This window comes from Nonomuraea sp. NPDC049624, from assembly GCF_040675255.1.
Classification (GTDB): Bacteria; Actinomycetota; Actinomycetes; order Streptosporangiales; family Streptosporangiaceae; genus Nonomuraea.
In genome coordinates, this window is sequence record NZ_JBFAOR010000022.1 from 1 (window position 1) to 25,737 (window position 25,737).

The window sequence follows — 25,737 nt, forward strand, 5'->3', positions numbered from 1 at the left end:
GGGCGCGCGCGGGCCGCCGAGCGGTCAGGGGTGTCCTGGGTCGCGGGGCGTGAGGGGATGTGGGGGGTGATAAAGGGTGACGGATACAGCAAGCGAACCGTTTCGCCTTGTTGCCGCCAGACGCTAAGCGTTGGTTGACTGCGCGAAAATACGTATGTTCATCGGTAGGCATACCGACATTTCTGTTACCGCTGGTCACACCCATCCACGTGCCAGAATCGGCCGTCATGCCGGACAATCGGGCAGGGAAAGTCCGGCATTCCGGACCCACTGAAGGGCGAATCAGCCTGCGGCGACCGGCTCGGCGACGCCCGATCAGGGCGGCGGCGTCACCACAGTTGGGCGGGACCGGAACGTGCGTCGGCGCACCCGTGATCCCCGTCTAACCGGCACCGGACGGAAACGTCACGCCCAGGATGCATGCGGCACGGGCCGGCTGTTCGGTACGGTCCGGGTGTTCAGTACGGTTCGGGGGCCAGACAGCTTCCGCTCTCGTGGACCTGGTCCTTCGGCGGCGGCTCGACGGACACGTCGTTGCCCCAGTCGGTGAAGTCGATCTCGGTCACGCTGTTCCTGGGCACGCCCTCCTCGGCCAAGGGGTTGGGCGCGACGAGACGGACCCGGCGGGGAAGCCCGTCCGGCCCGACCCACAACTGCCACGAGACCCGTGCCGAGCCGTACTGCTCCCGCAGCACTGCCGCCATGGCGGGGTCGTCGCCCGGGGCCGGGATGCTGAACTCGGTCTGCGCGGCGCTTCCGGCATGGACGACGGTGGCGACCCCGTCGATGACCCCGCCGGAGGAGGGCGCAGGCGCCGCGAGCTTGTTCAGCACCTCGGGTGACAGGACCGTCCGTGCGCCGAGTACCCCGGCCATGCGCGCCGCCATCCCGCAGTCGGGGCTACCGTGGTGCAGCCAGCTCTTGCCGGCGGGAACGTCCCTGCGGTCGGCTCGCTGCTCGTAGGTGCCGGAGCCGCCGACGGAGATCGCCCTGGTCGTCATGCCGGACAGGTCGTCCGGGATGAGGTGCTTCAGGTCTTCGGGAATGTTGGTCCGGCGGAAGGTCGTGGTCAGGTCGGAGGCGGCCGTGCCGAGGCGCAGGATTCCGGTGGTCCGGCTCTCGTCGTACTCGCCGATGTCGACCGACACGAGCAGGTCTCCCGCCGCCCGGGGCGTGTGGCCGTAGGTCAGCCGGACGACCTTGGTGACCTTGACCCCGGCCCCGTCCTTCGCCTGCTGGGCCACCGCCTCGGCGGGCGTCCGGGCCGCCGTCGCGTCCTGCCCGCCGCATCCGGCCGTCAGGGTGAGCACGAGCAGCGTCGGCGCGATCCTCGGCAAGGGCACCCGATGATCATAGGAGAAGGCGGGATCGGTGTGGCCGGCGCGGCGAGGCAACCTGACCACGCCGGCACCGCGTCAGTACGTGTGTGCCAGACAGGAAGCTCTTCGACGACTTCGTGGCCTCACGGTCCGACCGGTTACTGCGGACGGCGTACCTGCTGACCCGCGACTGGGGAACGGCCGAGGACCTGCTCCAGGAGTGCCTGGCCAAGGCGTGGTTCGCCTGGCCCCGCATCGAGGAGCCCGAGGCGTACGTGCGGCGGGCGCTCGTGACGACCTGCACCTCGTGGTGGCGGCGCCGATGGCGCGGCGAGGTGCCGAGCGGCACGCTGCCCGACCCGGGCGTGCCCGACGCCGAGCGGTCCGGGCGCGAGGAGCTGTGGGAGGCGGTGGGAAGGCTGCCCGCCAAGCAGCGCGCGGTGATCGTGCTGCGGTTCTACGAGGACCTGTCGGTGCAGGAGGTGGCCAGGATCCTCGGCTGCCATGACGGCACGGTTAAGAGCCAGACCGCCAAGGCGCTGGCCAAGCTGCGCGTGGACGAGTCGATCGTGAAGGAGTACCGATGAGCGTGCAGGACCTGCGTGAGATGTTGCGGGAGCGGGCCGAGGGCCCCGCGCCCGCGGTCCCGGACCGCCACGAGCTCGTCCGCCGCCGCGTGCGGCGTACCTGGCGGCGCAGGGTCCTGACCTCCGCCGCCGCGACGGTGGCGGCGACGGTGGCCGCGGGCGCGGCCGTGCTCTCCCTGCTGCCCGAAAGCGCCGTGACGCGGCACGAGCCCGCGACCTCGGCCTCCGCCCCCGCCCGGGAGCTGCCGCAACGGTTCACCGCCCACGACGGCACCGGCTACCGGCGGCTGGCGACGGCGACGCTCAGGACGGACGGCGCGCGGAGGACGTCGGTCACGATCCCGGTCACCGGCAGGCCGCTGGACGTGGCCGCGCTGTGCGACGGCTCGTTCGGCGCCACGGCGCCGCGGATCACCGTGGCGGGCCGCGCCGCCGGCGCCTCCCCGCCCTTCTCCCCCTGCCTGAAGGGCATGGAGCTGGTCCCGTTGCCGGTGCCCGCGGGGGCCGGCCAGGTCACGGTGACGTTCGACACGACCACCAGGGGCGGGGGGTGCACGCGCCAGGAGAAGGGGGCGCCGTGCGTGACCCCGGAGCCCGTCAAGGCGGTCTGGAGCCTGGCCGTCTACGAATGGACGCCTCCCGCGCGGCCGGTCGACCCCGGGCCGCTCAGAGCCTTCCCCAAGCGGCCGGCGGGCTGGGAGCTGGCCGGCGCGACGCGGGACCGGCTCTGGCCGCAGGACGGGACGGCCACGGTCACGGTCCGGGGCGAGGGCGGCAGGATGGGCCTTGAGGCGCTGTGCGCCGGTGACCTGGCCAGGCGGATGTGGTTCACGTACCGGGTCGAGGGCGGCGAGGAGGCGACGGTCACCTGCGGCCAGTGGAGGAGCGGCCCGTATCCGATGGCGATGACCGAGCTGGCCGTGCCGGAGGGCAGGCGGGTCACCGTCACCGTCCGGGCGGGCATCTGGGGTCAGGACGCCAACCGCCCGGTCCGCTGGGCCGTGGCCGTCTACCGCAGGCGCTCCTGAACGTCGCCGCGCGACTGACCGGGCGCCGGCAGGCAGCTCCTTCCGGCGCCCGGGTCAGCCCGAGGACTGCGACGGGCCGAGATCGTTGAAGAAGCACGCGTCGGAGATCTCGGTCTCTCCGTCGGGGTGTCCCGGTGGAGCGGGGACACGCCCTCCAACGCCTGGTACAGCGTCACCCCCGAGCGAGTACAGGTCGCCGGCGCCGCCGCTGTCGGCAGCCCCCTGGCGGCCGACGTGACGGCTCCGGGCGGCAGGGGGCCGTCCCGGGCGATCAGCTCGGCGAGGGTGCCGCCGTCGACCAGTTCCATGACGATCCACGGCGCCTGGTCCTCGATCACCACGTCGTGGACGGTGACGATGTGCGGATGCGACCGCAGCCGGGCGGCGCTGCGCGCCTCACGTTCGGCGCGGCGCAGCCGCTGCGCGTGCTCCTCCTCGGAGGTGGCCGACGGCAGCCAGACCTCCTTCACCGCCACGGGCACGTCGAGGGACTCGTCGTGGGCCTTCCAGACCCGTCCTGATCAAGTCGTGGCAGCCTATCCATGCGTGCTCGCGCGTATCTGCCGAATGTCCAGACTCGTCATCCGTCCTTCGACGCCGGCGCGCGTCACCCGGCCCCCTCGGCCGCTGGCTATCCTGTGGCAGGTCGAGCCGGGCACGGCTCCCCCACCACGAGCCCACCGGAAGGCGACGACCGACCGTGACAGCCCCCCAGCGCCGCCGCGCCCGGCCGGCCACGACGGTGGCGGCGCACGCGGTCCCGGCCCTCCTGACGGTGATCGTCCTGGTGGGCTCGCGGCAGCTGGGCGCGGCCTGGTGGCAGGTCCTGGCGGCGGCGGGCGCCGCCGTCCTGCTCCATGCCGGAGCGGCGGTGGCCGGCCGGCGGCCGTGGGCGGGGTACGCGATCGGCGCGGCGGCCATGCTCGTCCTGGTGCTGACGCCCTTCCCGGGATGGTCGCTGAGCATGCTGCCCTCGGCGGCGTGCTTCCCCTTCGCCTTGTGGCGGCTGACCGGCCTGGTCCCGGTCAGGTCCTCGGTGCCGGCGTTGGCGGTCGCGGCGCTCGGGATCGTGCTGACCGAGCTGGTGGGGTGGGCCCGGCTGCCCGCCGACCCGGTGTGGGCCCGCCTGGTCGAGGGCGGGCTGCTGATGCTGGTGGTCGGCGGTGTGTGGCTCGCGGCCCTGCTGGTACGGCGCAGGCAGCAGGCCGCCCGGCGGGCCGAGGCCGGACGGCTGGCCGCGGCGGTCGCCGGCGAACGGGCCGGCATCCGCCGCGACCTGCACGACGTGATCGCCCACACGGTCACCGTCATGGTCGCGCGGATCGAGGCCGCGGCGGTGACGACGGCCGACGCGGCGACCCGGCGCGAACTCGCCGGCATCGCCGAGACCGGCCGGGACGCCCACCAGGGGCTGCGCGCGATGCTGGCCACCTTGGGCCCGTCCGCCGCGCCGCGCGCCGGATCCCGGCCCGGCCACGTCCCGATCTCGCTCGACGTGCTGCCCGACCTGGTGGCCTCGGCGGCCAGCCCGCTGCACGCGGTGACGCTGGCGGAGGCGGGTGAGCGACGGCCGCTGAGCCTCAGCGCCGAGGTCGCCGCGGTCCGGACCGTGCAGGAGGGCGTCACCAACGCGCTGCGCCACCTCCAGCCGCCGGTCGCGGTGAGCGTCAGCCTGCGCTGGAGCCCGGCCGAGCTGGTGGTGGAGGTCCGCGACGACGGCGGCGGCGCGCCGCACCGCGCCGCCGGCCAGGGGACCGGCCTGCTGGGGATCGAGGAACGGGTGCGCACCGCGGGCGGCACCCTGTCGATCGACGACGGGGACGACGGATGGGTGCTGCGGGCGCGGCTGCCCACGAAGGAGGGGGCATGAACGCGATCCAGGTCATGCTCGTCGACGATCAGGAGCTGCTGCGGGCCTCGCTGCGCACGGTCCTGTCGGCCGACGAACGCATCGAGGTCACCCACGACGTCGCCGACGGCGGCCAGGCGGTCGAGGTCGTCCGGCGGCACCGCCTGGACGTGGTGCTGATGGACATCCGCATGCCGCGCCTGGACGGCGTGGCCGCCACGGCGGAGATCGTCCGGATCGCTCCGGCGACCCGGGTGCTCATGCTGACGACGTTCGACGACGACGAACTGGTCGTGGCGGCCGTCCGGGCCGGCGCCAGCGGCTACCTGACCAAGGACGTGCGGCCCGCCGCCCTGGCCCAGGCGGTGTGCGACGTCGCGTCCGGCACGGCGGCGCTGGCCCCGGGGGTGGCCGCGACGATCCTCGACCTCCTGCGGCAGACGCCGATGCGCCGCACGGCGGCCCTGGACGGCCTCACCCCGCGCGAGGTCGAGATCTTCGGCCTGCTGGCCCGCGGCAGGTCCAACGCCGAGATCCGCGCGGAGCTGGTGCTGAGCGAGAACACGGTGAAGTCGCACGTGCGGGCCGTCCTGCAGAAGCTGGGCCTGCGCGACCGGGTGCACGCGGTGATCCACGCCTACGAGAACGGGCTCGTGGGCCGCGACGATCTGCCCGGCTGAAGATTCCCTCCCTGCCCCGGCGGAACGTACCGGCGGGCATGGACGGGACGGCGACCGGGCGCCGTCAGGGCCGGTAGCCGATGTGGCGCAGCAGCGCTCGCAACCGGTGCTCGATCTGTGCGGCGGTCACGTCGTCGGCCTGCAGGAGCAGGACGGACCCGATCGAGCCGGCCAGGATGTCCTGGACGACGCCGGGGTCGGTGCCCGCCGGAAGGTGACCGGCCTCGACGGCCCGCTGCGCGACCTGCGCCACGGCGTTGAGCCGTGGCCGCAGGTAACGCTCGGTGTAGGCGGCCACCAGCTTCGGGTAGTCGACCGAGGCGCCGATGACGCGGGCCATCAGCGCCCGGAAGCGGGGCCGGCTGAGCAGCTCGGCGGCGGAGCGGACCAGTTCGTCGATCGACTGCCCGGCCGGGGCGGCGTCGATGTCGGGAGCGCGGGCGTGCTCCAGGGCGGCCATCAACAGGTCCTCCTTGGCCCGCCAGCGCCGGTAGACGGTCAGCTTCGCCACGCCGGCGCGCTGGGCGACCGCTTCCATGCTGGTGCCCGCGGCGCCGCGTTCGATCAACAGATCCAGCGCCGCCTCCAGGATGGCGGCGTCGTTCTCCGGGTCGCGGGGACGGCCGTGGCGTTCTACGCCGGCCACAGCACCTGGTTCAGCCATGTGGTCAGTCTGTCGGGTGCCGGACGGCCACGCCAACCGATGTGCCCGTCGGGGCGGATCAGCGTCACGTCGGACGAGGTGGGCTCCACCGGCGTGAGCGCGCCGACCAGGTCGGCGCCCAGTCGCGCCGCGGCGGCCTCGGCGTGGCGGGCGGCGACGAGCTGATCGGCGGCGAGCACGACCCAGCGTCCGCGGACGGCGGCGTGCAGGGTGGTGCGGACGCCGTCCGGCCGCCGGCAGGTCAGGTCGGGCATCCGGTCGCCGGGACGCAGCCCGGGCCTCCACCGGTGCTCGGCCGGGGCCAGCGGTCCTCCTCGGTAGCTGATGCCGAGCTGGGAGGCGGCCAGCCACAGCCGGCGCTGCACGGCGGGCAGCCGTCGGCCGTCGCGACGGTGGCGGTGACGCCGGTGTCGTCCTGCCGGGCCGCGACCAGGCGTGTGTCCCACTCCACCTGGCCGCCCAGTTCGGCCAGACGTCGCCGCAGCGTGCCCTCGACCTCGGCCTGCGAGATCAGCAGCGTCTGTTTCGGCTGGTCGGCGACGGCTTGGCCGACGTGGAGGCGCAGCACGGTGCGCGAGCCCTCGTTGTAGGACATGTTGAGCGAGGACCGGGAGCGCTGAGGCAGGTCGCCGAGCGCGCCGATGCGTTCCAGGACCTCGATGCCGCGTGCTTGCAAGCCGAGGGCGCGGGAGGTGGTGGCGGGGGCGGGGGCGGCGTCGACGACGCGGACGGGGATGTCGTGCAAGGCCAGGTGGACGGCCAGGGCCAGCCCGGTGGGGCCGGCGCCCGCGATGAGCACGGTGTCAGTCACTTAGTAAACGATACGGTACCGATTACTAAGTCCGGCATCCCGTTGGGACGATTTGTGCGAACTATCACATTGATCACGAAGTGCGTGTGGCAGAAGTGAGCCGGTGGTAGTCAAGATCACAACATTGGGCAATCGAAAGGATCTTCGTGCGAGCACGCAAGCTGGCGACCCTCCTGGCCGGCGCGACCCTGACCGCCGCCACCACGCTGGCGGCGACCGCCGCCCCGGCCGGCGCGGCCGGGCCCTGCGGCAGCGGCTACACCCGGGTCGGCGTCTACAACATCGGCATCGAGAAGTACGGGTACCGTACCGGCATCCTGGAGGTCTACTACAGCTCCGCCTCCGGCAAGAACTGCGCACTCACCTACGGCGACGGCCCCTACGCCAACACCACGAGCTGGAAGGGCGTCGTGATCTCCAGGGGCGACGGCAGCGGCAAGGACAGCGACGCCGGAAACTACCAGTACTACGCCGGCCCCGTGTACGTCTCGGCCGCCGGACAGTGCATCGACGTCGAAGGCATCTCACCGTCGTGGACGAGCGTCAAGCTCGACAACGTGCACTGCGGCTGAGACCGTCCCGACCGGCGGGCCCGCCGTGAACGGCGCTCCGTCGACCTGCCGCCACCACCGCTGAGCACGCCGCGTCGCACGGTCGGCAGCGACGGCCCCGGCAGGGAACCCGAGGAGAGCCCGCACCCCAGGGGCGAGGGCACTGGCGTGCACCACGGGCTCTGACGGCTCAGTGCGTCGTCACCGATGTCCGCGTCGACGACGCACTGAGCACCGACTGCTCGAACGAAGGCATGACCGCGGACGCTGAGCGCACGCCGAACCGGGCCGCGACGATCCGGCCCCGCGGCATCGCCGTCACCAGGCGTCCGGGGAGCCGTTCAGGAGGGCTTGCCCGAGCGGCGTCAGGGCGTGCAGGACCGAGCTGCCCGTCCGGACGGTCGAGATGAGCCCGGCGTTGCGCAGGACCGTGGTGTGCTGGCTGGCCGAGCCGAGGGAGACACCGACGCGTCCGGCCACGAACGTGGTGGTGGCCGGGCTGCGCAACGCGGCCAGCACCGCCGCACGGGTACGGCCCAGCAAGGGCACCAGCACCTCGTCCGCGCCGGCGGACCGTCCCGTGACGCAGATCGGATACACCAGCACCGTGGCCGCGTCCGGCCGGTACATCACCATCGGGCGGGGCGCGAAGTAGGACGGGATCAGCAGCAGCCCCCGCCCGCACAGCGCGACGTCGTGATCGCCGTCGACCGGGATGTGCAGGGTCGGCGGCAGCCAACGGCACCCGGGATGCAGCGTGGCCAGCAGGGCGTCCACCCCGCCGCGCAGCAGGGTCTCCGCGCGCAGCGCACGGTCGGCGCCGGCCTCCGTCTGGATCTGCGACCACAAGGGCTCCACCGACGAGCCGAAGAAGCCACGCAGGTCGTCGGCGAGGGTCTGGCGCGCCCCGCAGCTGCCGCCGGCCAGTTCCCGCGCCCAGCGCCCCGCCCGCTGGGCGGGCGACAACGCGCCCAGATCGGCCGCCAGGTAGGAACTCGGCGTCTGACTGGCCAGCTCGACGCCGGCGGCGAAGTCACCAGCGTCCGGCTGGAGCAGGAACGCCGGCACCGAACTCCGCGGCGGAACCAGGGGCGCCAGCACCCCCGCCCGCTCGGCCAGACTCCCGCCCACCTGCCGGAACAACCGGCGCACTCCGGGGCGCGTCCAGCTCCTGCTCGCCGGCGCGCCCAGCAGGAGGCGCACACTCAGCACCGTCTCCCACAGGGCGTTGGGAGCCGGGGCGAAGGTGATCTTGCGCAGGTCGGCGTCGGAGAAATGCACACGGATCATGACGATCGATTCTCACCGAGCCGACTCCCTCCGGCCAAGGAGACCGTCTGACGGGCCGCACCGGAGACAAGCCCACAACCGCGCCGGACCCCATGCGCCTCGGTCCGACCCTCGGCTTCCTCGTTCGGATTCGACTACGCCGAGATCGCGCGCGCTAGGCGGTCGCACGCGACCGGGCCTCGGCGGCCCAGTGAGGGGCGTCCCACCGGTCGGCGACGGTGGCGGCCAGGGCGAAGTGGGCCGCGGCCTCGGCACGCCCCAGGAAGACAGCCAGCTCACCCAAGGTGTGAGCCACCGGGCGCAACGCCATCGACAAGCTCTCCGCACCCGCCGGAGGGCCGTCGCGGTACGGAAGCAGCACCTCGTAGATCTCCTCGGCGGCGTCCCGGTCGTCCAAGGCCATGACAGCCATCGCGCGCAACGTGGCGAGGAACGTGAAGAAGAAATCCCGACGAATCGGCCCAGGTGGCGTGCGGACCTCCCGCGCTTCGGCATCCAGCCCATTGGCATGAAGCGCGAGCGCCAGCAGATCCGACACCATGGAACCCAGCACGGCGTGCACAGCACGCACCTCCTCCAGACGCCCACCCAGCGTGCCCTCGTTCACCCAGATCGTCGCCAGAGCCAGCTCGAGAAAACCCGTCGCATGCACCGACCCGATACGCCGCATGCCCTCACCGGCCTCCACATACAGAGCCTCGGCATCGGCGAACCGGCCCTCGATGAGCGCCAGCCCCGCCAACGTGATCTCCGCGACGGCGATCGCCTCACGCATCCGATACGCACGCGCAAGCTCCAGAGCCTCCCCGATCACCCGGCGCATCGTCACAGGATCATTGGCCGCAGCGGCGACACCCGCATGATTGAGCAACCCGGAGACACGATAGACCGGCAGATCATGCTCAACCCCGATCTCCACCAACTCCCGGCACAACCCGGCATCACCCAGGACCTCGGCCAGAATCTCCAGCGCCGCCGCCCGCAACCGCGGCTCCGTGGCCAGATCGAGCGCCTCCCGAGCCGCCTCCACAACGCTCGGATCATCCTCACCGACCAGCTCCTGCGCGTACGCCGACAGCAGCCGCGACCGCACCGCAGGAGCCAGCTCACGCTCCAACAGACCACTCAGACGCTCCACGACAGGACGATCCACCGTGCCGTACGTACGAGCCTGCCAAGGAGTCGGCTCCGTCCACGCCGCGAACGCCGCGATCATCAGATCCGCACGCCCCAACGACTCCGCGAACTCCACGGCGGCCCGCCGCGTCTCACGGGCCGCAGCCACGGCCCCCGCCCGGATCTGCGCACGCAGCAACCTGCCCAGCAGCTCCACCCGCTCCTCCGGCCCGGCCGAAAGGGTGACCGCGTCAGCAAGAAGATCAGCCGCCACATCATGGGCAAAACGGGCCTCCGCCAGCTCAGCGGCCCGCACACAGTACCCGACCGCCTTCGGCGAACCCGCGCGCGCAAAATGATGGGCCAACGCCGCCACGTCATCGCCCCCCTCAAGCGCGGCGGCGATCCGGCCATGCATCCGGGTGGCACGCAACCTGCTCAGGTCCGCGATCAGCGCGTCCCTCACCAGAGCATGCACAAAACGGACGACGCCCGGACCAGGCTCGTCGAGAAGCCCGGCGATGACACCCGCCTCCAACGCGTCCAACACCCCGTCCTCGTCCGTGTCAGCAGCCTTGACCAGGACGTCCACCGAACTCTCCCGACCCGCCACCGCAGCCAGCCGCAGGACCGACACCCCACCCTCCGGCAACCGCGCGAGCCGGCGGCGCAGCACGTCCCGCACCCCCTCGGGAACCTCCGACAACGCCACCAGCGCACCCTCACCGCTCAGCAGCCGAGCACTCTCCCGCACATAGAACGGGTTCCCACCGGTACGCTCCGCGATCCCCGCGACGGTCTCGTCATCGGCCTCGCACTCAGCCCGCACCAGCCGCGCCACGGCCTCCCCGTCCAACCCCGGCAACGCCACTCGAAGGGGCGCCGCCCGCGCGAGGGAAGCCAGCGTCTCACCGAGACGCCCGCCCTCGTCCGCACGGTACGCCCCCACCACCAGAATCGGCGCCCGCAGCCCCAGACAACCGCCGAGCAGCTCCAGCGTGGCGGCATCCGCCCAATGCAGATCATCCAAAACGACGGCGACCGGACGCTCCGCCGCGACCACCGCAAGCCACTCCCACACGGCCCGCCGCAGCCGGAACCGCCCAGCAGTGGCGTCGGCGTCCCCCGGCCCGGCATCGGCCAGCAACGGCGCCAGATCGCGCGCGAACTCACCCGGAGACGCCGACGCGGCGGCGGCCCCCAGCACCTCCGTCCAGGCCCACGCCGGCGGCGCACCGTCGACCTCGGAGCAACGGCCGACGGCCACCAGCCACCCCTCACGCTCGAGCCGCCTGCCGAAATGATCCAGCAACGTCGACTTGCCGAGCCCCGCCTCGCCGGTGACAAGAGCGACACGGGCGCCGTCGGCCGCGGCCTCGGCGGCGGCCGCGAGCAGCGCCGACAGCTGCGCCTCACGTCCGACGAACGACGCTCCGACACCCGACGCCCCGACACCCGACGCCCCGACGACCGGATCCGTCCCCCCGGCAGCAGCCACCCGCGGCAACGGGACGGCCGCCACAGGCGATACAGGCGGGACGGCCGGCACAGGCACAGCCGCGCGCAGGACATCCATCCGCCGAGCGAGAATCGCCTCCTCCAGCTCCACCAGCTCAGGACCGGGATCAAGCCCCAGCTCCTCGGCGAGAACACCACGCGCACGACGCAGCGTCGCCAGCGCATCCGCCTGACGGCCACTGCTCCACAACGCCAAGGCGTGCAACCGCCACCCCTCCTCACGAAGAGGCTCCTCGCGGGTGAGCCGCTCGGCCTCGGCAACCACCACAGCGGGATCACCGACACGCAGCCCCGCCGCCACATGCAGCTCGGCAGCCACCGAACGCAGCTCGTCCAACCGCGCCGTCTCGGCCGCGGCCCACGGCTCGTCCGCGACCTCGGCGAACGCCGGCCCCTGCCACAACCCCAGCGCCTCACCGAGCAGAGCCCGCGCGACACGCCCATCGACGTCCGCACGCGCCCGGCCCAGCAACTCCTCGAACCGCCACGCGTCCACCGCCCCCGACGGCAACCGCAACGCATACCCCGGCGCCGCGCTCACCAGCAACCGAGCCGGCGTGCGCGGCGGACGCCCCGGCTCCAGCAACCGCCGCAAATTGGACACGTACGCCTGCAACGACAACAACGCCCGAGCAGGCGGCTCCCCACGCCACAGATCCTCGATCATCCGGTCGACCGGCACGACCCGCCCCCGCGCCGCCACCAGCAACGCCAGCACACCCCGCTGCCGCGGCCCGCCCAGCGGCACCGCCTCGCCATCGACCTCGGCCGCGAGAGCGCCCAGAACTCGGATAAAGACCATGATCTGGACATCGTATGCGGACGTCCCAAATGACCCCCAAACCCTTCCACCCCCACGAACAGACCGAACCACAGGCGCCAACCACGGGAACATTCGTCCAAGACCGCCGGCTGGCCGCCCCTGCACAGTCTCCCCATGAGCGAAAACGACACAGAGCATCCGCAACGCATACACGTGGTCCACGACGGCCCACGACAGGCGCCGCCATTGCTGCTCATCCACGGATCAGGGGCCTCCGGCGGCTTCTGGGCCCCAGTGGTCCCGGCGCTCGCCCGCCACCATCACGTCATCCGGGTCGACCTGCCAGGCTGCGGCCAGTCCCCGCCCCCGCCGTCGTACGACGTGCCCGCCCAGGCGGACCAGATGGCCGCCCTGCTCGACAACCATGGGCTGCGTCACGTCGCCGTGGCCGGCCACTCCAGCGGCGGCTACGTCGCCACCGCCCTCGCCGAGCAACGCCCCGACCTCGTCGCCTCGCTCTCATTGATCAGCAGCGGCGCGAGCCCGGACGCGCTCCTCCGGCAGCCGTTCATTCTTCGGGCGCTGCTGGCCCCCCATTGGGCCCGCTCATCTGGCCGAGACGTTCGGCGGCGATGATCCGCAAGGGAATCAGCGCCACGGCCGTCCGCCCGGTGAACCTCCCGGACGACGTCGTCGCCGACGTCCAGGGCATCACCTACCGCGCGATGCGGACGGTGCTGCGCCAGAACACCGCCTACATCGCCGAACGAAGCGTGCCCGAACGCAACGAGGCCGCCGACCACCCGTAGCGCCTGATGCGCAGAGCACGAACAAGCGGGCCGCGGCCGTCTTCCGGGCGAATCACGCGGCGTTTTCGTCGATGAGTACGGGCGAAGCCCGTGCCTTTGAAGGGTTTTTGTTTGTGAACCTGCCCAGCGCCTTTACATTGTAGATCACATCTGGTGCCAGTTCTCCGTTGCGTGACCCACCCCGGGGTGGGGCCGTCGGCGCGGGGGTGTGCCGCCGTACTCCGGGTGGTGCTCGAAGTGCCACCACTCGTTGTCGAACATGCGGTAGAGGTCGTAGCGGGCGCCGTGCTCCTCCAGCCAGCGCGCGCCCTCGTGCGGACGCACGTCCAGGGCGATGCCCCTGACGTGGTTGGACTCCGTCGGCGGCAGGACCAGCATGCGCGCCAGGGCCGGGGAGCCGGTGCGGCGCACCTCCTCGTCGAACATCCGGAGCTGCACGAGTGGATCCCGGTATCCGGAAGTCAGGCCGAGGAGCTGGCCGTGACGCCAGAGCGCCTCGGTGCGTGCCGCGGTGAACGCCGCCAGGGCGCCGTCGGTGAGCCCGGTGAGGTCCTCGGCGGGGAACCGCATCCGTAACGCCCACTGGCAGGCCAGCTCGCGGGCCCGGCCGGGGCGGCGGACGAGCGCCGCCGGCAGCAGGAGCACCGCGAGCACCAGCGTCACCACGGCGAACAGCCGATCTCGGGGCCGAGCTGGGATGGTGCGTGGTTCGTTCATGACGAACTACGATTGGCGCCGAATGTGAGTGGGTCGTCTGCCGAATGTCACCGTTTGTCGACGGCCACCACGCCCGGCACCACCGTGACACAACGATGACAGGGCGCTGACCAGACGGGGACATGACCGGCCCACAGTGGACGGAGTTGACCGGCGAGCGAGCTTACGGAGCGTGCTGTGGTACTCGGCGGCGTGTCGCGAGTGTTGTTGATCGAGGATGACCCGGCCGTGCGGGAGGGCCTTGAACTGGCCCTGACCCGCCACGGGCATCGGGTGGGCGCCGTGGAGTCCGGTGAGGAGGGGCTGGAGCGGCTGCGCGCCGACCGTCCCGACGTCGTCGTGCTCGATCTGATGTTGCCCGGCATGAACGGGTTCGAGGTCTGCCGCCGCATCCGGGCCATCGGCGAGGTGCCGATCATCATGCTGACCGCCCGCGGCGACGACATCGACGTGGTGGCGGGGCTGGAGGCGGGCGCCGACGACTACGTGGTCAAACCGGTGCAGCCCAGGGTGCTCGAAGCGCGCATCCGCGCCGTGCTCCGGCGGATCGGCCGCGACCAGGCGGAACTGGAGCGGCACGGTGAGCTGACCATCGATCGGGCCGGGCTGGTGGTCACCAAGCGCGGCACCCCGATCGGGCTCACCCCGGCCGAGCTGCGCCTGCTGCTGGAGCTCTCCGGCACGCCGGGCCGGGTGCACAGCCGCCAGCAACTGCTGGACTCGGTGTGGGAGCACGGGTACTTCGGCGACTCGCGGCTGGTGGACGCCTGCGTGCAGCGGCTGCGCGCCAAGATCGAGGACGACTCGGCCTCCCCCGTCTACGTGCAGACGGTGCGGGGGTTCGGTTACCGGTTCGGGCCGGTGTGAGCCCGGCGGTGACGTCCGGGCCGAACCTGGGGCTGCGCGCCCGGCTGTTGTTCGCGTTCGCGCTGCTGTGCGTGGTCACCACGGCGGCGGTGACCGGCGCGCTCTACGTCCAGGCCCGCACCGACATCCTGCAGCGGGCCCAGGATGCCGCGCTGCAGGCGACGAGGGCACGCATGGAGGCGCTCTTCCCGTTGCGCACCCCGGCTCCGGACCGGACGGAGCTCGGCAGGATCGCCGCCACCATGGCCGAACGGAACAACTACGCGATCGCCGTCTACCGCGAGCTGTACGCCCAGGCGGGCCCGCCGTCCGGGCCGCCGCCGGGCCTGATGGGCAACCAGCCGCCGGGCGGCGGGAGGGGCGAGGGGAACGAGCCGTCCCTGGAGCCCGAGGACCTCAGGCCGCAGACCCTGTCCGTGAGCCTGCGGCGGAAGGTGGCCGAAGGCGAGATGGCCTGGCAACGGGTCGTGCGGCGGGGCAGGCCCTTCCTGATCATCGGCGCGCCGTTGCTGATCGCCGAGGGTGACCGGTGGCGGGTGTCCGGCATCGAGGTCTACACCACCCGCAGCCTGCTGCCCGAACAGGACAGCATCGACTGGCTCGCCACCCGCGCCTGGCTGAGCGGCGGGGCGGCCATGGCGTTCGCGGTCATCGTGGCGTTGCTGGCGACCCGCAGCGTGCTGCGACCGGTGCGCGAGCTCGGCCGGGCGGCCCGCCTGCTGGGCCAGGGCGAGCTGCGGACCAGGGTCGAGGTGCGCGGCTCCGACGAGCTGGCCGACGTGGCGCGGACCTTCAACGACACCGCCGCGGAGCTGGAACGGCACGTCATGCAGCTGCGTGAGATGGAGGCCGACGCCCGCCGGTTCGTGGCCGACGTCTCGCACGAGCTGCGCACCCCCCTGGCCGCGCTCGCCGCCGTCGCCGAGGTCCTCGACGACGAGGCGGCCGAGCTGCCCGAGCCCGCCGGCCGGGCGGCCAAGCTGGTCAGCCAGGAGACGCTCAACCTCACCGCGCTGGTGAACGACCTCATCGAGATCAGCAGGTTCGACTCCGGCGTCGCGGCGCTGTCGCTGAACGAGGTGGACGTGGCCGAGCTGGTGCCCGCGACCCTGCGCGTCCGGGGCTGGACGGACGCGGTGCGCACCGAGCTGCCCTCCTCGCTGACGGCGAGGCTGGACCCGCGCCGCGTGGACGTCATCCTCGCCAACCTGGTCGGCAACGCCCTGCGGCACGGCGAGCCGCCGGTGTCGGTGCGGTTGTCCGCCGACCCGCACTGGATCACCGTCGAGGTCCGCGACCACGGGCCGGGCCTGGACGAGGCGGTGCTGCCGCACGCGTTCGACCGGTTCTACAAGGCCAGCGCGGCCCGGGCCAGATCCGAGGGCAGCGGCCTGGGCCTGGCCATCGCGCTGGAAAACGCGCGCCTGCACCGGGGCGACCTCACCGTCGTCAACGCCCCGGACGGCGGCGCCCTCTTCACGCTGCGCCTGCCACGCAGGGCCCCCGAGCAGGACGGGGCAGCCGAATGAGGGCCGCACTCCCCCGCCGCGCGCTCGCCGCCTGTCTGGTGGCGCTGGTCGCGGGCTGCGGCGTGCGTCCCAGCGACGCCATCTCCGCCGGCGAGCCGCCGAGGGGGTCCGTCGCACTGACCACGACGATCGTGCTCTACCTGGTGAAGGACGGGCGGCTCAGCGCCGTGACCCGGCCGAGCGCCCGTCCGCTGTTCCGGACCGAGCGGCTCGCGCTGCTGGCGGCCGGGCCCACGGCGGAGGAGCGGGCGTTCGGGCTCAGCACCGAGGTGCCGCCGGAAGCCGAGCCGTTCGTGGTGACCGTCAAGGCGCGCGGCCGCATGGTGCTGACCCCGTCGGCTCCGGGCGGTGACCTGTCCTCCCTGGCCGTGCAGCAGATCGTGTGCACGGCCGCCGCGTTGCCGGACAGCCCTGCCCGCATCGCCGTCGCCGGGGCGCGGACGGGCGTGGACCCCCGCGACTGCCCGGCCTGACCGCCGGCGTCCGGGACCTCCTCAGAGGCGGTCGCGGACGTAGTTCGCCGCCTCTGTCCTGTTGCGGACGCCGATCTTGGCGAAGGCGTTGTTGATGTGCGTCTTCACCGTCGTCTCGGCGATGACCAGGGTGGCCGCGATCTCGCCGTTGTTCAGCCCCCTGGCGATCAGCCGCAGCACCTCCACCTCCCTGGCCGTGAGCCCGTCCGGCAGGTGCGTGACCGGCTCGGGCCCCTGCCGCGCCAGCGCCTGGACCAGCCGCCTGGAGACCGGCTCGGCGAACGTCGACTGGCCCGAGGCGGCCGAGCGCAGCGCCGCGGCGATCTCGGCCCGGCCCGCGTCCTTGGTGAGGTAGCCGCGGGCCCCCGCCAGCAGCGCCGAGGTGATCGATCGGTCGTCGTCGTAGGTGGTGAGCACCAGCACGGCGACGTCCGGGTGGTCGCGGGTGATGCGCCGGGTCGCCTCCACGCCGTCCATGACCGGCATGCGCAGGTCCATCAGCACGACGTCCGGGCGTTCGGCCGCGACCAGGGGCAGCGCCTCCTCGCCGTTGGCGGCCTCGCCCACCACCTCGGCGCCGTCCATCAGCGAGATGAGCGCCACCAGGCCCTCGCGCATGATCTGCTGGTCGTCGACCACCACCACCCTCATCCGGGCACCTCCGCTCGCACCAGCCAGTCGTCGCCGTCCGGGCCCGCGTCGAGGGTCCCGCCGATCAGGGCCAGCCGCTCCCGCATGCCCGTCAGGCCGTGCCCTGGCGGGCCCGCCTGCGGCGCGCCGAGCGGGTTGCGGACGGTCAGGGTGACCATGGTGGCGGTGTAGGCGAGGGTCAGCGAGACCGGGGCGCCCGGGGCGTGCCTGGCGGCGTTGGTGAGCGCTTCGCGTGCCGTACGCAGCAAGCCCACCTCGACCGCGGGGGCGACCGGGCGGGAGACGCCGGCGGTGCGCATCGCGAGTTCGGCGCCGTGGTCGCGGCGGTGCGCGTCGGCCAGCGTCGACAGGGCCTCGGGCAGCGGCGGGACGTCCTCGCGGAGGGCGGCCACGGCCGCGCGGGCCTCGATCAGGCCGTCGGTGGCCAGCCGCAGCGAGCGCCTGACCCGCTCCGCGGCGCCCTGCACGTCGCCCTTGTCGGTGAGCAGCACGTCGGCCACCTCCAGCTGGACGCGGAGCGCGCCGAGGGAGTGGGCCAGCACGTCGTGCAGTTCGCGGGCGATCCTGGCGCGCTCGTCGAGCGCGACCGCCCTGGCCCGGTCGAGGCTGCCCTGCCGGTACTGGCGCCGGTGCAGCGCGAACATCAGCGCGCTCACCAGCACGGCGGCCAGCGCCGCCGTCGAGGCGGGGGTCCGCCCGAGCAGCGCCATGCCGCCGGCCATGAGCGCCAGGTCCACCGCCGCGACGCCGAGGATCACCCAGACGGGCGGCGTCAGGTGCGCCGCGAACAGCATCAGCTCGGCGAAGAGGAAGATCACCCCTTCGGTGTCGCCGGGCCCGACGGTCACCGCCGCCAGGACCGTCCCGGCGGCCAGCAGGGTCAGGGCCATCCGGTGGGCGCGCCGGTCGAGCACGACGAACCCCAGCCAGCAGGCGAGCGACCCGCCCAGCGCCGTCCACACCAGGACGGACTTGGTGGCGGGCGTCGCCGTGGCCAGGGTCAGGACGAGCAGCAGCGTGATCACGTAGCGGATCAGCCGCCCCGTCTCAGGATCGTCCGCCGACAGCAGCCGGCGGACGTTCTCCCACACCTAGTGCGACCCCCTGCTCAGATTGACCACCATCTCCACCATCAGCAGCCGGAAGACGATGAACCCCACGACCACCACGACGGCGGCGACTGCCAGACTGATGATGACCTTGCCGTTCATCTTGCCCCCATTCGAGTCCAGGATTCGCTGGAAGACCCAGAGCAGCTTCTCCATGGCTCGACGGTAGGAAGAGGGCAGGGTGGAGTCGCACCTACGAACGGTGGAGATCCGGGTGGAGATCCGCGAGCAGGCCCGGCCGGGCCTGCTGGACGCGACTCCGGTCAGGTCTTGGCGGGGATGCGCTTGCCGAGGTTGACGAAGAACAGGATCAGCCCGACCGTCAGCACGATGTGCCCCAGCCCGGCGAGCCCGGTGATCGCCGGGCTGGTCTCGGCGCCGAGCACCGTCTGGGTGCCGTGCACGATCATCATCGTCACCGTCAGCGCCAGCCCGCCGTTGTAGACCCAGAAGAACCAGGTGAACAGCTTGCCGCCGGCGCTCAACGTGAACACCTTCTCCAGCACCAGCACGATCAGGAAGAACAGCATGCCGAGAGCGAGCAGGTGGGTGTGCACCACGCCGAGCTGGGTGTCGCCGGTGAAGTCGTTGAGCTTGGTGATCTCGCGATAGTAGAGGCCGCTGACGACGCCGACGATCATGTAGATGTGCGCCGCATGGTAGATCTTTTTCACGGTTGAGACCTTAGAGGGTTGTTTGGCACCATTCGTACCGGCATTCCACCGACGTCCCGCCGCCGGACGGCTGCTCTCAGCCCTGCCGGACGGTTCACAGCCTCGGCGGACGGTTCTCAGCCCCTGCCGGACAGTTCACAGCCCCGCCGGACGACTCTCAGCCCTGCCAGGCCCGGCGGAAGCTGGCCCGGGCCCGGTGCAGCCGGGACTTGACCGTGCCCGGCGGGACCCGCAACATCCGCGCCGCGACGTCCTCCGGCACCCCTTCCAGGTCGCGCAGCACCAGCACCGCCCGATGCTCCGGCGACAGGCGCTCCAGCACGTCCCGGATGTCCACGGCCCGCTCGACGTCGTGCGGCGAGGGCACGCCGGCCAGTTCGGCCGGGCTGGAACGGCCGTCACGCCGGGCGATCCGGACCGCCTCGCGCACGGCTATCGCCCGCGCCCAGCCGAGCAGCGCCTCTGGTTCGCGCAGGTCGCGCAGATGCCGGAAGATCGCGATCAGCGCCTCCTGCACGGCGTCCGGCCCGCTGTCCAACGCGATGGGCCCGCAGATCCGGCCCAGGTACGGCGTCAGCTCGGCGAGCAGGTCGTTCATGGCCATCGTGTCGCCCCGCTGGGCGGCGAGCACCCGGGCGGCTGTCATGACGCGCCCCCAGCGTCCCGGCCCGCGTCCCCGCCGGCGTCCCGGGCCGCGTCCCGGCCCGCGTCGTCGGCTGCGTTGTCGGCCGTGACCCGGGAGGCGAGTCTGGCCAGTGCCTTCTCCCCCGCCACCCGCACGCCCCAGGGCACCAGCGCCGCGCGGCCCGGGACGCGCACCCCGCCCGTCTGCGCGACCAGCGTCCCCTCCGGCACGGCGGTCGCGGCCAGGCCGACGAGCAGGAACCGGCTCTGCATCCAGCACCAGCCCGGCCGCAGGTCGACGTCGAACCGGGCGCGCATGCCGTACCGGCTGCGGGCCCTGGCCACCAGGCGGCCCTCGTCCGGGCCAGCGGACTCGACGGTGAGATGCCGCATGTCGGGTTCGAACGTGCCGAACTCCCTCTCCAGATCGCTCACCACGGCCCAGACCGCCGCGAAGGGTGCGGGAATGACGCGCTCGGCGACGGACGCCCCGGGAATGGCCGCGGCCAGCGCGCGCAGGCGGCGTACGGGGTCCAGATCGGCAACAGGCCAGCTCATGTCCATCCAGAGGCGGGAGGGGCGCGAAAGGTTCCATGGAACCATTACGGATTTCGCCGACTCCTGCCGGACATGAACATCTCACGCCTCGGCGCCCTGACCGCCTCCGTCCTGCTCACCGACGCCGCCGCGCACCTGTACTGGCTGACCGGCCGCACCTGGCCCGCCCACGACGTCAGATCCCTCTCGCTGGCGGTGCTGAACTTCGAGGTGCCGTTCACCCCGCGCGTGCTGGTGCCGCTCGTCGTCGTGCTCGGCACCGGGGCGGTTGCGGTGCTCGCCCGCTCGCGCGGCCGCGGCGGCCTGCCCGCCCGTCTGGTCACGGCCGCCGTCGCCGCCGGGACCCTCGTGCGTGCGGCGGCCGGGCTGGTGTGGATCGCCGGCGTCGGCGCGGACACCGCGACCCCGTTCTACTGGCTCAACCTGTTCCTCTACACGCCCCTCTGCGTGGTCATGGCCACGTCGGCGGCCCTCGTCGCCTCCCGCCGCGGCTCCCGGCGGCTCTAGCCGGAGCAGAGCTGGGCGCGCAGGGTGCGGAAGGCCCATTGCTCCCAGCGCTCGCGCCGCCAGCCGCGGGCGTGCACGACCAGCAGGCACAGCTCGGGGCCGAGCAGGCCGTACAGCAGGTCAGCGGCCTCCTGCCCGGACACCTCGGCCCGCACCCCGGGCCGCGCTTCGGCTTCCCCAGCCCCAGCAGCGCGGCAGGACCACGACCATCAGGATGCCGGGCCGGGCTGCTGACCCACACCGCCGGCCGGGCCCGACCGGCCGGCCCGCGGGGGCCGGTCCCCGCGGGCCGGCCACGGCCGGGCGGGGACACCGGGTGGTGGGTGGTCGGTCAGCGGCCGACTCGTCGTACGGTGATCTCGTACTGGTCCACGGCGCCCTCCCACCGGGCCACCAGCGCGCCGCCCTCGTTCCTGGCCCTGCGCATGTCCTCACGGCACAGGGCCAGCTCGTCGGAGCGGGGGTCGCAGAACGCGCGCAGGTGCGCCCGGACCCCGGCGTGCTCCACGGCCGCGACGGCCGCCGCCGTCTCCGGGTCGTCGTCCCCTTCGTAGGGCACCAGGCTGTCGAAGCCGTCACCCATGCCGGTGGCGACCCGGAGGGCGTCCAGGAGCGTGCCGTCCGAAGCGATGGCGGCGCTCGTCACGGACCAGGACCCCGCCGGCAGGCCGACCCCGTGACGGGCCGTCAGGCGCGCCAGTTCGGTGCCGCCGACCTGGGGCCAGCGGTCGGAACCGGCGGGCTTGACGGCCACCAGCTCGTCCCGGAAGCCGGCCGGGAACGGCGCCGCGGCGTCGATCTCGAACAGCGACCGGCTCGGGTCGAACCGCAGTTCGGGGTAGCCGACCTCGTCGAGCAGCAGCAGGTTCTCGTTGGAGATCGTCGCGCGGCCGGCCAGAGCGGCCGGCTCCAGCCACGCCGGATCCGTGTTGAACCCCGTCTCGGCGAGCCAGTTGCCGCTGTAGCAGGCCGCGTACTCGGCCTCGGCGTCGAAGCCGGACAGCGGGTGGTCCAGCAGGACGCCGAAGGCCTGCCACAGCGACGACTCCCAGTCGTCACCGGTGGTGGGGGCGGACATCACGTTCGCGCCTTTCGTCAGTGGGGGGATCGTGACGCGCGGCGTGCCCGCCGTCTGGCGTCACTTCTCATGATCGATTGTAGAGTGAGGCATTCGTCCCCTCCTCCGGCAGGAAGCCCCCTGTGTTACGTCGTCACCGTTCGGCCGTGCCCGCCCTGGTTCTCACCGTTCTGTACGGTGCCGCGGTGACAGTCACCGCCGTCGTCGCCCTGGTCTCCGGTGAGCTCGGCCCGTTGTGGGGGCTGACCCTGTTCTCGGCCGTGACCGAAGGCGTCACGGCCACCGGGCCGAACCTGTTCCTCCTGGTCCTGGCCGGGCTGTCGTGGTCCTGGGGGATCTGGCAGATCCTGCGCGGGCCGTCGGCGGGGCCGCCACCACCGCAGGACGCCGACCTCCTGCGGTTGCGCCTGGCGCTGTACGCCGCGGCGGCCTCGCTGTTCGTGCTGCACCTCACCGCGTCGATCTGGGCCGACACGACGGTGATCGACTCCGCGGTGATGTGCGTGCTCGTGGTGCTGTTCATGCGGGTGCTGGGCCGCGGCCGGCCGTACATGCGCGGCGCCGGGCTGCTGGGGTACGGCGGATACACCGTCATCGGCGTGCTGGACCTGCTCGGCCGGCCCGTCCCGGAGGGGCTGGAGCTGGTCTGCGGCCTGGCCGGTCTGGTCTGGACGGCGCTGGTCCTGCGGGCCCAGGGCTCCGACGACCGCTGGGCGACGGCGACCGTCGCGTACGGCGTCGCCGCCCTGGTGACGCCGCTGGTCCTGGTGCTGGCGACGTTGCCGTTCACCGGCGAGGAAAGCGCGGTCGAGGCTCTCGGCGTGGTCTCCAACGTCCTGATGATGATCTGGCTGGCCCGCTCCGCCCACGACCTCGCCGCCCCGCGCCGCCGACCGGTCCCCGAGGCGACGCTGGAGGCCTGAGCTCGGGGGCCGGTGAACCGGGGCTCAGCGTCTGCGCTGCCTGGTCCGCTCGGTCCGCTCGGTCGAGGGGGTCTCCCGCGGCAACGACGGCCTGGCCAGGGGCGCCAGCGACGGCCCCTGCCACTGCCGCCTGGCCGGCCCCGACCGCTTGTCGTCGTCGGGATTCCCGCCGTCGATGGACAGGATGCGGCCCCTGAACTTGGGGTGCCTGGTCTCCCAGTACCGCCAGCCCTCCACCCTGGCCGGCACGTTGGCTATCCCCGAGCCGACCTCGACCTGCTTGCAGGTGCCGAGGACCGACCAGGCCGACCAGCCGATGCGGTAGCCGAAAACGCGATACCACATATTGCCGTACATCCCTTTAGTGATGGTCCGGCTGTATTCATGGCCGGTGAAGACCATATGCCGCTCTTCGAGATGCGGAACGCCCATCTTGCGCAGGTTGCGCACCAGATCTCCGGTCGTGATCACGAGTTGCTGCTCGTTCTCCGTCTCCCGGAACGCCCTCACCTCGTATTCGCGGGTCACCGTCACCGTGATGGTTCCGCCGGGGCCGTCAATGTAGCGGGTGCGGGGAATGAAGAAGTTTCTCGGCGAGAGCGAACGGATTTTGAAGAAGGTGTGCGGGTCGCACCGCCCGTCGCCGTCCGCGTACGCGGCCGGGCTCATGGCGGGGGTCATGGCCAGGACGAGGGCCGTCGAGAGCGAGCCGCGCACGGCCGCTCGTGTCATGGTCCGCCCAAGACGAGGTGCCGTCGGCCGGGTGGGGTTGCTGAGGGCATTTGCTCGTATTTTGGGTGAGAACATGTACCGTTCCTTTCGGAATGCAGCCCGTAGTCGCCATCCGAACCCTTGAACCGGAATGCGGCCTTTTCGCACGCCGATCAGGGCATCTAGACCGGTACGATGTTTACACTTGCCACGAATCACTCATCGACGCCACACCGAAACCGCATTCCCGGTGACCGGCAAGATTCAGTTGTCGCAATGCCATGGCTCAGGGGCGCCGCTCAGCGAAATCGTCCCCCCGGAACCCGTGACCCCGCGACCGCGTGAAGGCCCGGATCCGTTCGGCGATGACGTCGGGGGCGTTGAGGTCGGGGGCGTTGTGGTCGAGCCCGGCGATGATCTCGTGCCGGGCGTCGGGCATGAGGCGGGCCAGGCGAGCCGGCACACCGGTGAGGTAGCCGGGGGACCGGTCGCCGCCGAGCAGCAGCGCCGGGGAGCCGACGCCGGAGTATCTGGCGCCGTCGGAGTCCAGGCGGACGATCTCGCCGATCTCGGCGGGGGTGGTCGCCATCATCTCCCGCATGTCGCGCCCCTCCGCCCCGCGCAGCATCAGGAACGCCAGCGCATGGAACACCGGAGCCGGCGCGTCGCCCACCGGGACCAGGCGGGTGGCCTTGAGGAAGGCCGCCATCGCCGCGGTGTGCCTGCCCGCCGCCAGCAGCCGCTCGAACGCCGGCAGCCACCGGGCGGGGAAGGAGCCGTCGATGCTCACGCCCGGTTCGTAGACCATGAGCGCGGCCACCCTGCGCCGCAACCCGAGGTGCAGGGCGACGAGACCGCCGTAGCTGTGCCCGAAGACCAGGCGCGCGCCCGTGCGGTCCATGACGGCCAGCGCGTCGTCGACCTCGGTGTCCACGCCGTACGCCGGGCCCTGCGGGCCGCTGCCGCCGCGTCCGCGCCGCTCGATCACGTGCACGGTGTGCGCGCCGGACAGTGCCCGTGCCAGCGCCCCGTAGTGGTGGGCGCGCCGGTTGTTCCCGGGGATCACCAGCAGCCCCGGCCCCCGGCCCGCACTGAGCACGGCGATCGTCGTGCCGTCCTTCGAGGTCACGTCCGCGCTCTGCCACCGCATCGACTTCTCGCCGCCCATCAAGCCCTGCCTTCACGTTGGTGGAGACAGCAGCCTGGCCGCCGGGGCTGTCACCCGGCTGGCAGAACCCTGGCACCGGCGCCCGGCAGGAGAACGCTCAGTCCCAGTAGTCGCCGTCGGGCAGCCGCAGGTAGATGTCCGGTTCCGTGAGCGAGCGGGCGTCGGCCGGGCGCAGCCCCGCGCCGGCGAAGCAGTACGCCTCGGCGCACCCGTCGTACAGGTACTTGCGCAGGATCTCCTCCGGCGAGTCCTCCGGGGAGGCGTCGCCGCCGCCCGGATGGGTGTCCCATTCCGCGACCTCGCCGTCGCGGTAGACGCTGCCCTGGTTGCCGCTCTTGGGATTGGCGTACATGCCGTAGGCGACCGTGCCCGCCGACAGCGCCTTCATGACGCCGGGCGTGGCGGCCATGTACCCCCACTCCTGGAAGACGACGCACCCGCCGGGCACGTCGGTGACGCCGACGAACCGCAGCGCGTCGTCGTCGGACGGATCGTCCTCGACCTCTTCGAGCTCCTCCTCCGTGGCGGGTTCGGCGGCCAGCAGGCGCGCCGCCTCCGCCGCGCCGACACCGCGCACGCACGTCAGGCTGAAGCCGTCGCCGTCGAGGCCGTCCAAGACGCCGACCAGGCGCGCGGCCTCCGCCACGGCCGCCGTCTCGGCCTCGGTGAGCCGGGCGTGGCCGGGCGGGAACGGGAAGAACAGGCCGGGCGTCGGCCCGGCCAGGCTCAGCCGGCCGGGCGACCAGCCGCCCATCATCGGCCGCCACGGGTCGGCTCCGGCGGCGACCAGCGCACGGGCGTTGTCCGGCTGGTCGCGGAAGACCGCCTCCCAGAGCGCGGTGCGGCCCTCGCACTCGGCGTCGACGTCGGCGACCCGGCCGGCCAGCTCGGCGACCACCTCCGGCGAACCGCGCTCGGCCGCGACGTGCAGGGGGCGCTCGAAGAAGTACGCGCCCTCGTCGGGGTCGGCGCCCGCGGCCAGCTTGGCGCGGACCAGCGGCAGGTTCCTCCAGCCGTCCCACCCCAGATCGGACCAGTCGGGCGTTTCCTGTGCGGTCATGACAGCTCCTTCAAGATCCCTCATGCGGAGACGAGCGGTGCCATCATGGCGCAGGGCACGGACAATTTTCGAAGATCGTCCAGACGGCGGGCGGCCGCCCTTC

30 protein-coding genes and 1 pseudogene are annotated in these 25,737 nt (G+C 72.6%); 12 read left to right on the forward strand and 19 right to left on the reverse strand.

Annotated features, from left to right (window positions below; genetic code table 11):
* Positions 1–458: 458 nt before the first annotated feature.
* Complete coding sequence (locus AB0J76_RS47190; protein WP_352323296.1) at positions 459–1,343, reverse strand: hypothetical protein; 885 nt, start codon at positions 1,341–1,343, stop codon at positions 459–461.
* A gap of 83 nt (positions 1,344–1,426) precedes the next feature.
* On the opposite strand from AB0J76_RS47190, the gene AB0J76_RS47195 reads away from it, so the two are divergent.
* Together AB0J76_RS47195 and AB0J76_RS47200 are read left to right on the forward strand one after the other, a co-directional pair.
* Positions 1,427–1,906, forward strand: coding sequence for a SigE family RNA polymerase sigma factor (locus AB0J76_RS47195; protein ID WP_352323297.1), 480 nt, complete (start codon positions 1,427–1,429; stop codon positions 1,904–1,906).
* A complete protein-coding gene (locus AB0J76_RS47200) occupies positions 1,903–2,934 on the forward strand; it encodes a hypothetical protein (protein WP_352323298.1) in 1,032 nt (343 codons plus the stop codon). The genes AB0J76_RS47195 and AB0J76_RS47200 overlap by 4 nt, the downstream gene beginning before the upstream one ends.
* Here AB0J76_RS47200 and AB0J76_RS47205 read toward each other — a convergent pair.
* Positions 2,916–3,440, reverse strand: a pseudogene (locus AB0J76_RS47205) (protein kinase); the annotation flags it as partial. The gene AB0J76_RS47200 and the pseudogene AB0J76_RS47205 overlap by 19 nt on opposite strands.
* 194 nt (positions 3,441–3,634) lie before the next feature.
* Between AB0J76_RS47205 and AB0J76_RS47210 the strand changes: the two are divergent.
* Positions 3,635–4,804 carry a histidine kinase gene (locus AB0J76_RS47210; protein ID WP_352323299.1) on the forward strand — a complete coding sequence of 390 codons (1,170 nt, stop codon included), beginning with the start codon at positions 3,635–3,637 and terminating at the stop codon, positions 4,802–4,804.
* A complete protein-coding gene (locus AB0J76_RS47215; RefSeq protein ID WP_352323300.1) occupies positions 4,801–5,463 on the forward strand; it encodes a response regulator transcription factor in 663 nt (220 codons plus the stop codon). The genes AB0J76_RS47210 and AB0J76_RS47215 overlap by 4 nt, the downstream gene beginning before the upstream one ends.
* A gap of 64 nt (positions 5,464–5,527) precedes the next feature.
* Here AB0J76_RS47215 and AB0J76_RS47220 read toward each other — a convergent pair whose 3' ends face one another.
* The 3 genes from AB0J76_RS47220 to AB0J76_RS47230 are packed head-to-tail and all read right to left on the reverse strand — an operon-like array spanning position 5,528 to position 6,938.
* On the reverse strand, positions 5,528–6,127 hold the full coding sequence (locus AB0J76_RS47220) for a TetR/AcrR family transcriptional regulator (RefSeq protein ID WP_352323301.1): 600 nt from the start codon (positions 6,125–6,127) through the stop codon (positions 5,528–5,530).
* Positions 6,097–6,381 (reverse strand): hypothetical protein, encoded by a 285-nt coding sequence (locus tag AB0J76_RS47225; RefSeq protein ID WP_352323302.1) that lies wholly within the window; start codon positions 6,379–6,381, stop codon positions 6,097–6,099. Before AB0J76_RS47225 ends, AB0J76_RS47220 begins: the two co-directional genes overlap by 31 nt.
* Positions 6,369–6,938 (reverse strand): FAD-dependent monooxygenase, encoded by a 570-nt coding sequence (locus AB0J76_RS47230; RefSeq protein WP_352323303.1) that lies wholly within the window; start codon positions 6,936–6,938, stop codon positions 6,369–6,371. The genes AB0J76_RS47225 and AB0J76_RS47230 overlap by 13 nt, the downstream gene beginning before the upstream one ends.
* 146 nt (positions 6,939–7,084) lie before the next feature.
* Between AB0J76_RS47230 and AB0J76_RS47235 the strand changes: the two genes are divergently transcribed.
* Positions 7,085–7,510 (forward strand): spore-associated protein A, encoded by a 426-nt coding sequence (locus AB0J76_RS47235; RefSeq protein WP_352323304.1) that lies wholly within the window; start codon positions 7,085–7,087, stop codon positions 7,508–7,510.
* Between the two features lie 297 nt (positions 7,511–7,807).
* On the opposite strand, the gene AB0J76_RS47240 is transcribed toward AB0J76_RS47235, so the two are convergent.
* Together AB0J76_RS47240 and AB0J76_RS47245 are read right to left on the reverse strand one after the other, a co-directional pair.
* A complete protein-coding gene (locus AB0J76_RS47240; RefSeq protein WP_352323305.1) occupies positions 7,808–8,779 on the reverse strand; it encodes a winged helix-turn-helix domain-containing protein in 972 nt (323 codons plus the stop codon).
* A 154-nt stretch (positions 8,780–8,933) separates the two neighbouring features.
* The gene (locus AB0J76_RS47245) at positions 8,934–12,215 is read right to left on the reverse strand and encodes a BTAD domain-containing putative transcriptional regulator (RefSeq protein WP_352323306.1); all 3,282 of its coding nucleotides are present in this window, start codon (positions 12,213–12,215) and stop codon (positions 8,934–8,936) included.
* Between the two features lie 135 nt (positions 12,216–12,350).
* Between AB0J76_RS47245 and AB0J76_RS47250 the strand changes: the two genes are divergently transcribed.
* Positions 12,351–12,812 (forward strand): alpha/beta hydrolase, encoded by a 462-nt coding sequence (locus AB0J76_RS47250; RefSeq protein WP_352323307.1) that lies wholly within the window; start codon positions 12,351–12,353, stop codon positions 12,810–12,812.
* On the forward strand, positions 12,809–12,985 hold the full coding sequence (locus AB0J76_RS47255) for a hypothetical protein (RefSeq protein ID WP_352323308.1): 177 nt from the start codon (positions 12,809–12,811) through the stop codon (positions 12,983–12,985). The genes AB0J76_RS47250 and AB0J76_RS47255 overlap by 4 nt, the downstream gene beginning before the upstream one ends.
* 144 nt (positions 12,986–13,129) lie before the next feature.
* Here AB0J76_RS47255 and vanY-N read toward each other — a convergent pair whose 3' ends face one another.
* A complete protein-coding gene (gene vanY-N, locus AB0J76_RS47260) occupies positions 13,130–13,702 on the reverse strand; it encodes a D,D-peptidase/D,D-carboxypeptidase VanY-N (protein WP_352323309.1) in 573 nt (190 codons plus the stop codon).
* Between the two features lie 192 nt (positions 13,703–13,894).
* On the opposite strand from vanY-N, the gene AB0J76_RS47265 reads away from it, so the two are divergent.
* Genes AB0J76_RS47265 through AB0J76_RS47275 form a run of 3 tightly spaced genes read left to right on the forward strand, consistent with a single transcriptional unit; the run spans position 13,895 to position 16,571 of the window.
* Positions 13,895–14,569 (forward strand): response regulator transcription factor, encoded by a 675-nt coding sequence (locus AB0J76_RS47265; protein ID WP_352323310.1) that lies wholly within the window; start codon positions 13,895–13,897, stop codon positions 14,567–14,569.
* A gap of 8 nt (positions 14,570–14,577) precedes the next feature.
* Positions 14,578–16,098 (forward strand): HAMP domain-containing sensor histidine kinase, encoded by a 1,521-nt coding sequence (locus AB0J76_RS47270; protein WP_364393944.1) that lies wholly within the window; start codon positions 14,578–14,580, stop codon positions 16,096–16,098.
* Entirely contained in the window at positions 16,095–16,571 is a 477-nt protein-coding gene (locus AB0J76_RS47275) for a hypothetical protein (RefSeq protein ID WP_352329735.1), read from the forward strand. The genes AB0J76_RS47270 and AB0J76_RS47275 overlap by 4 nt, the downstream gene beginning before the upstream one ends.
* Positions 16,572–16,592: 21 nt before the next feature.
* On the opposite strand, the gene AB0J76_RS47280 is transcribed toward AB0J76_RS47275, so the two are convergent.
* The 6 genes from AB0J76_RS47280 to AB0J76_RS47305 all read right to left on the reverse strand — a co-directional run bounded on the left by AB0J76_RS47280 (position 16,593) and on the right by AB0J76_RS47305 (position 20,187).
* A complete protein-coding gene (locus AB0J76_RS47280; RefSeq protein WP_352329737.1) occupies positions 16,593–17,222 on the reverse strand; it encodes a response regulator transcription factor in 630 nt (209 codons plus the stop codon).
* Positions 17,219–18,313, reverse strand: a complete 1,095-nt coding sequence (locus tag AB0J76_RS47285; protein WP_352329739.1) for a histidine kinase — start codon at positions 18,311–18,313, stop codon at positions 17,219–17,221. The genes AB0J76_RS47280 and AB0J76_RS47285 overlap by 4 nt, the downstream gene beginning before the upstream one ends.
* A complete protein-coding gene (locus AB0J76_RS47290; RefSeq protein WP_352329741.1) occupies positions 18,314–18,487 on the reverse strand; it encodes a hypothetical protein in 174 nt (57 codons plus the stop codon). It abuts the gene before it with no gap.
* 107 nt (positions 18,488–18,594) lie between these two features.
* Positions 18,595–19,005 carry a DUF2871 domain-containing protein gene (locus tag AB0J76_RS47295; RefSeq protein WP_352329743.1) on the reverse strand — a complete coding sequence of 137 codons (411 nt, stop codon included), beginning with the start codon at positions 19,003–19,005 and terminating at the stop codon, positions 18,595–18,597.
* Positions 19,006–19,162: 157 nt separating this feature from the next.
* A complete protein-coding gene (locus AB0J76_RS47300; protein WP_352329745.1) occupies positions 19,163–19,651 on the reverse strand; it encodes a sigma-70 family RNA polymerase sigma factor in 489 nt (162 codons plus the stop codon).
* Positions 19,648–20,187 (reverse strand): hypothetical protein, encoded by a 540-nt coding sequence (locus AB0J76_RS47305; protein ID WP_352329747.1) that lies wholly within the window; start codon positions 20,185–20,187, stop codon positions 19,648–19,650. Before AB0J76_RS47305 ends, AB0J76_RS47300 begins: the two co-directional genes overlap by 4 nt.
* A 72-nt stretch (positions 20,188–20,259) precedes the next feature.
* Between AB0J76_RS47305 and AB0J76_RS47310 the strand changes: the two genes are divergently transcribed.
* Positions 20,260–20,694, forward strand: coding sequence for a DUF3995 domain-containing protein (locus AB0J76_RS47310; RefSeq protein ID WP_352329749.1), 435 nt, complete (start codon positions 20,260–20,262; stop codon positions 20,692–20,694).
* On the opposite strand, the gene AB0J76_RS47315 is transcribed toward AB0J76_RS47310, so the two are convergent.
* Together AB0J76_RS47315 and AB0J76_RS47320 are read right to left on the reverse strand one after the other, a co-directional pair.
* Positions 20,691–20,837, reverse strand: coding sequence for a hypothetical protein (locus tag AB0J76_RS47315; protein ID WP_352329751.1), 147 nt, complete (start codon positions 20,835–20,837; stop codon positions 20,691–20,693). The two genes, AB0J76_RS47310 and AB0J76_RS47315, sit on opposite strands and share 4 nt — an antisense overlap.
* Before the next feature lie 188 nt (positions 20,838–21,025).
* Entirely contained in the window at positions 21,026–21,772 is a 747-nt protein-coding gene (locus AB0J76_RS47320) for a hypothetical protein (RefSeq protein ID WP_364393953.1), read from the reverse strand.
* Positions 21,773–21,957: 185 nt separating this feature from the next.
* Here AB0J76_RS47320 and AB0J76_RS47325 point away from each other — a divergent pair, with 185 nt between their 5' ends.
* Positions 21,958–22,695, forward strand: a complete 738-nt coding sequence (locus AB0J76_RS47325; protein WP_352328033.1) for a hypothetical protein — start codon at positions 21,958–21,960, stop codon at positions 22,693–22,695.
* Positions 22,696–22,719: 24 nt separating this feature from the next.
* Here AB0J76_RS47325 and AB0J76_RS47330 read toward each other — a convergent pair whose 3' ends face one another.
* From AB0J76_RS47330 to AB0J76_RS47340, 3 genes are all read right to left on the reverse strand, one after another.
* Positions 22,720–23,376: a hypothetical protein gene (locus AB0J76_RS47330; RefSeq protein ID WP_364393956.1), complete on the reverse strand. Its 657-nt coding sequence runs from the start codon at positions 23,374–23,376 to the stop codon at positions 22,720–22,722.
* Positions 23,377–23,692: 316 nt separating this feature from the next.
* Positions 23,693–24,574, reverse strand: coding sequence for an alpha/beta hydrolase (locus AB0J76_RS47335; protein ID WP_352328031.1), 882 nt, complete (start codon positions 24,572–24,574; stop codon positions 23,693–23,695).
* A 97-nt stretch (positions 24,575–24,671) separates the two neighbouring features.
* On the reverse strand, positions 24,672–25,634 hold the full coding sequence (locus tag AB0J76_RS47340; protein ID WP_352328030.1) for a DUF6461 domain-containing protein: 963 nt from the start codon (positions 25,632–25,634) through the stop codon (positions 24,672–24,674).
* Positions 25,635–25,737: the final 103 nt, after the last annotated feature.

Bases quoted from the DNA above. Each gene is read 5' to 3' on its own strand.
- AB0J76_RS47200 (WP_352323298.1), top strand. From the start codon at position 1,903: ATGAGCGTGCAGGACCTGCGTGAGATGTTGCGGGAGCGGGCCGAGGGC.
- AB0J76_RS47215 (WP_352323300.1), top strand. From the start codon at position 4,801: ATGAACGCGATCCAGGTCATGCTCGTCGACGATCAGGAGCTGCTGCGG.
- AB0J76_RS47220 (WP_352323301.1), bottom strand. From the start codon at position 6,127: ATGGCTGAACCAGGTGCTGTGGCCGGCGTAGAACGCCACGGCCGTCCC.
- AB0J76_RS47225 (WP_352323302.1), bottom strand. From the start codon at position 6,381: ATGCCCGACCTGACCTGCCGGCGGCCGGACGGCGTCCGCACCACCCTG.
- AB0J76_RS47240 (WP_352323305.1), bottom strand. From the start codon at position 8,779: ATGATCCGTGTGCATTTCTCCGACGCCGACCTGCGCAAGATCACCTTC.
- AB0J76_RS47245 (WP_352323306.1), bottom strand. From the start codon at position 12,215: ATGGTCTTTATCCGAGTTCTGGGCGCTCTCGCGGCCGAGGTCGATGGC.
- AB0J76_RS47250 (WP_352323307.1), top strand. From the start codon at position 12,351: ATGAGCGAAAACGACACAGAGCATCCGCAACGCATACACGTGGTCCAC.
- AB0J76_RS47255 (WP_352323308.1), top strand. From the start codon at position 12,809: ATGATCCGCAAGGGAATCAGCGCCACGGCCGTCCGCCCGGTGAACCTC.
- vanY-N (WP_352323309.1), bottom strand. From the start codon at position 13,702: ATGAACGAACCACGCACCATCCCAGCTCGGCCCCGAGATCGGCTGTTC.
- AB0J76_RS47275 (WP_352329735.1), top strand. From the start codon at position 16,095: ATGAGGGCCGCACTCCCCCGCCGCGCGCTCGCCGCCTGTCTGGTGGCG.
- AB0J76_RS47280 (WP_352329737.1), bottom strand. From the start codon at position 17,222: ATGAGGGTGGTGGTGGTCGACGACCAGCAGATCATGCGCGAGGGCCTG.
- AB0J76_RS47290 (WP_352329741.1), bottom strand. From the start codon at position 18,487: ATGGAGAAGCTGCTCTGGGTCTTCCAGCGAATCCTGGACTCGAATGGG.
- AB0J76_RS47300 (WP_352329745.1), bottom strand. From the start codon at position 19,651: ATGACAGCCGCCCGGGTGCTCGCCGCCCAGCGGGGCGACACGATGGCC.
- AB0J76_RS47305 (WP_352329747.1), bottom strand. From the start codon at position 20,187: ATGAGCTGGCCTGTTGCCGATCTGGACCCCGTACGCCGCCTGCGCGCG.
- AB0J76_RS47310 (WP_352329749.1), top strand. From the start codon at position 20,260: ATGAACATCTCACGCCTCGGCGCCCTGACCGCCTCCGTCCTGCTCACC.
- AB0J76_RS47320 (WP_364393953.1), bottom strand. From the start codon at position 21,772: ATGTCCGCCCCCACCACCGGTGACGACTGGGAGTCGTCGCTGTGGCAG.
- AB0J76_RS47330 (WP_364393956.1), bottom strand. From the start codon at position 23,376: ATGACCCCCGCCATGAGCCCGGCCGCGTACGCGGACGGCGACGGGCGG.
- AB0J76_RS47335 (WP_352328031.1), bottom strand. From the start codon at position 24,574: ATGGGCGGCGAGAAGTCGATGCGGTGGCAGAGCGCGGACGTGACCTCG.
- AB0J76_RS47340 (WP_352328030.1), bottom strand. From the start codon at position 25,634: ATGACCGCACAGGAAACGCCCGACTGGTCCGATCTGGGGTGGGACGGC.